Origin of the sequence: Pigmentiphaga humi (assembly GCF_900606115.1) — a bacterium.
Classification (GTDB): domain Bacteria; phylum Pseudomonadota; class Gammaproteobacteria; order Burkholderiales; family Burkholderiaceae_B; genus Pigmentiphaga; species Pigmentiphaga humi.
On sequence record NZ_UWPJ01000049.1, the window covers coordinates 1 to 3,229 of the forward strand.

General features: G+C 67.2%; 3 protein-coding genes. All 3 read left to right on the top strand.

What is annotated here, in order from left to right; translation table 11 throughout:
* The first annotated feature begins 458 nt into the window (after positions 1-458).
* The 3 genes from tatB (at position 459) to PIGHUM_RS23790 (ending at position 3,074) form a co-directional block, all read left to right on the top strand.
* Positions 459-1,085 (top strand): Sec-independent protein translocase protein TatB, encoded by a 627-nt coding sequence (gene tatB, locus PIGHUM_RS24475; RefSeq protein ID WP_124082277.1) that lies wholly within the window; start codon positions 459-461, stop codon positions 1,083-1,085.
* On the top strand, positions 1,078-1,842 hold the full coding sequence (tatC, locus tag PIGHUM_RS23785) for a twin-arginine translocase subunit TatC (RefSeq protein WP_187697825.1): 765 nt from the start codon (positions 1,078-1,080) through the stop codon (positions 1,840-1,842). Before tatB ends, tatC begins: the two co-directional genes overlap by 8 nt.
* A 71-nt stretch (positions 1,843-1,913) precedes the next feature.
* Complete coding sequence (locus PIGHUM_RS23790) at positions 1,914-3,074, top strand: ABC transporter substrate-binding protein (RefSeq protein ID WP_124082281.1); 1,161 nt, start codon at positions 1,914-1,916, stop codon at positions 3,072-3,074.
* Positions 3,075-3,229: the final 155 nt, after the last annotated feature.

Here is a 3,229-nt window from a genome sequence, read left to right on the forward strand (position 1 = left end):
ACCCGCTTACGCGGGCCCCCCAGGGGGCGGCACTGGCGGACCGGAAGGAAAGACCACCCCCTACCCGCTTACGCGGGCCCCCTCAAGGGGGCGGCGCTGGCGGACCGGCGGAGCCGGATCCGCTGTGCCCTGGGTTTAACCGACGCGTTTTGCGCGAGGGTGTGAATACAAGGTGGGCGGCCGCGAAAGCGGAGCCGCCATGCCCTGTCAAGTTGAAACCATATGACCACGACCATGGCGCTCCGCGCCGAAACAACCTATTCGATCCAGGGTAGACCGGATCCGGTTCCGCTGATAGGCCGGTGCGGTTCGACCCAGGGCACAGCGGATCCGGCTTTGCCGGTCCGCCAGTGCCGCCCCCTTGAGGGGGCCCGCGCAGCGGGTAGGGGGTGGTCTTTCCTTCCGGTCCGCCAGTGCCGCCCCCTGGGGGGCCCGCGTAAGCGGGTAGGGGGGGGCCCATGTTCGATGTGAGCTTTACCGAACTCATGACCATCGGGGTGGTGGCGCTCATCGTCATCGGGCCCGAGCGGCTGCCCAAGGTGGCGCGCACGGTCGGCCATCTGCTGGGGCGGGCGCAGCGCTATGTCAGCGATGTCAAGAGCGACATCCGCCGCGAGATGGAGCTGGACGAGCTGCGCAATCTTCGCAAGGAAATGGAAGACGCCGCGCACGCGATCGAGACCACGGTCAAGACCAACGTGAGCGATCTGCAGAAGGGCTTCGAGGAGGCCAGGCAAAGCGTCGAGGGCGCGGCGCGCGAGATCCAGGCCTCCGCCAGCTTCGACAGCATCGAGCCGGCGCCGGCGCAGGGCGAAGCCATCGGCCACGCCGAGGAGGCCGCGACATCCTTGCCGGCCGAGCCGGCGCCTGCCTCGCAGCAGGGGGGAGAGGCGCTACAGCCCGCAAGCGCGCATGCCGCCGCTGATGCGGCCGGCCAGCCTGCCAGCGATGGCCAGCCCGGACTGTTCGATCCGGATCCCTCCCAGGCTTCCCTGTTCCCGCCCGACCTGCTGCCGCCGGCCGCGGCCCAACCTGCCGCCGGCCAGCCGGCCGAAGCAACGACGGTACGCGAACAACGTGACTGACAAAGAAGAACTGCAAGAAGACAGCTTCATCTCGCATCTGGTGGAGCTGCGCAACCGGCTGCTCAAGGCCATCGTGGCCATCGTCGCGGTGTTCGTGGTGCTGTTTCTCTATCCGGGCGCCTCGGCCATCTACGACGTGCTGGCCCAGCCCATGCTGGCGACCCTGCCCGCCGGCACCCGCATGATCGCCACCGGCGTCATCACGCCGTTCATGGTGCCGGTCAAGGTCACGCTGCTGGCGGCTTTCGTCGTCGCCCTGCCGGTGGTGCTGTACCAGGCCTGGGCCTTCGTCGCGCCGGGGCTCTACCAGCACGAGAAGCGCCTGGCGCTGCCGCTGATCGTCTCCAGCACCGCCCTATTCCTGGCGGGCATGGCGTTCTGCTATTTCGTCGTCTTCAAGACGGTATTCCACTTCATCGCCACCTTCGCGCCGCAGTCGATCACGCCCGCGCCGGACATCGAGGCCTACCTGAACTTCGTCATGACGATGTTCCTGGCCTTCGGCCTGACCTTCGAGGTGCCGGTGGCCGTGGTGCTGCTGGTCAAGACTGGCGTGACCTCGGTCGCCAAGCTGTCGGCCGCGCGCGGCTACGTGGTCGTGGGCGCCTTCGTGGTGGCCGCGGTGGTCACGCCGCCCGATGTTGTCAGCCAGTTCATGTTGGCGGTACCGTTATGCCTGCTCTACGAGCTGGGGCTGTTCGTGGCCCGGTTCCTCAAGACGGGCGAGTCGGATTCGACCTCCGTCGAGAAAGTCTGAGTATTTTCCGCCCCGGCGCCGCCAGGCCTGCCGGGGCCGGGTTCGAGAACACAAACACTGTGGGGACTTCCATGTTTTCCTTGAAGAAACTGGCCGTGGCCATGGGCCTGGCCGCATTCGCCGCGGCTGCCCAGGCCGACATCAACGTGGGCGTCAACGTCTCGGCAACCGGCTCCGCGGCCTCGCTGGGCATCCCCGAAAAGAACACCATTCCCTTGCTGCCCAAGACCATCGCCGGGCAGAAGGTCAATTACATCGTGCTGGACGACGCCAGCGATACGACCACCGCCGTCAAGAACGCCCGGCGCTTCGTGACCGAGGACAAGGTCGACGTGATGATCGGCTCGACCATCACGCCCAATTCCATGGCCATGGTGGACGTCGCCGCCGAGACCGGCACCCCGGTGATCTCGATGGCGGCATCGGCCGTCATTGTCGAACCGGTCGACGCCAAGAGAAGCTGGGCCTTCAAAACCCCGCAGAACGACGCCGAGATGGCGCGCGCCATCGTCGAGCACATGAAAACGGGCAAGGTCCGCAGCGTGGCCTACATCGGCTTTGCCGATCCCTACGGCGAGGGTTGGTACAACGAGTTCGCCAAGGCTGCCCAGGCCGCCGGCATCAGGGTGCTGACCAACGAGCGCTACAACCGCACCGACACCTCGGTCACCGGCCAGGTCCTGAAGATGATGGCGGCCAAGCCCGACGCGGTGCTGATAGGCGCCGCCGGCACGCCGGCCGTCCTGCCCCAGAAAACGCTGAAGGAGCGCGGCTACCGGGGCACGTACTACCAGACCCACGGCATCGCCAACAACGACGTGCTGCGCGTGGGCGGCAAGGATCTGGAAGGCACCTTCCTGCCGGCCGGCCCGGTGCTGGTATGGAATCAATTGTCCGCCGACCATCCGGTCAAGGCCTCCGCCACCGAATACGTGCAGAAATACGAAGCCGCCTACGGCAAGGGCTCGGTCTCGACGTTCGGCGGCCACGCCTGGGACGCCGCCAAGCTGATCGAGGCCGCGATCCCCGTCGCGCTCAAGAAAGCCCAGCCCGGCACCAAGGAATTCCGCGCTGCGCTGCGCGAGGCGCTCGAGAACACCAGGAACGTCGCAGGCGCGCACGGCGTGTTCAACATGAGCGCGACCGACCACGTAGGCCTGGACGCCCGCTCGCGCGTCATGGTGACCATCGAGAACGGCGGCTGGAAATTATTGCCCCCCCCTACGCGCTGAAGGGAAGCCCACCCCCTACCCGCTGCGCGGGCCCCCTCAAGGGGGCGAAGCGGGTGGACCGGCGGAGCCGGATCCACCGCATCCTGGGGCTAGGCAAGGGATCTTGGGTTGCAGCCAGTCGCTCTGCTGCCTTCCCGCCCCGCCCCCGGATGTTG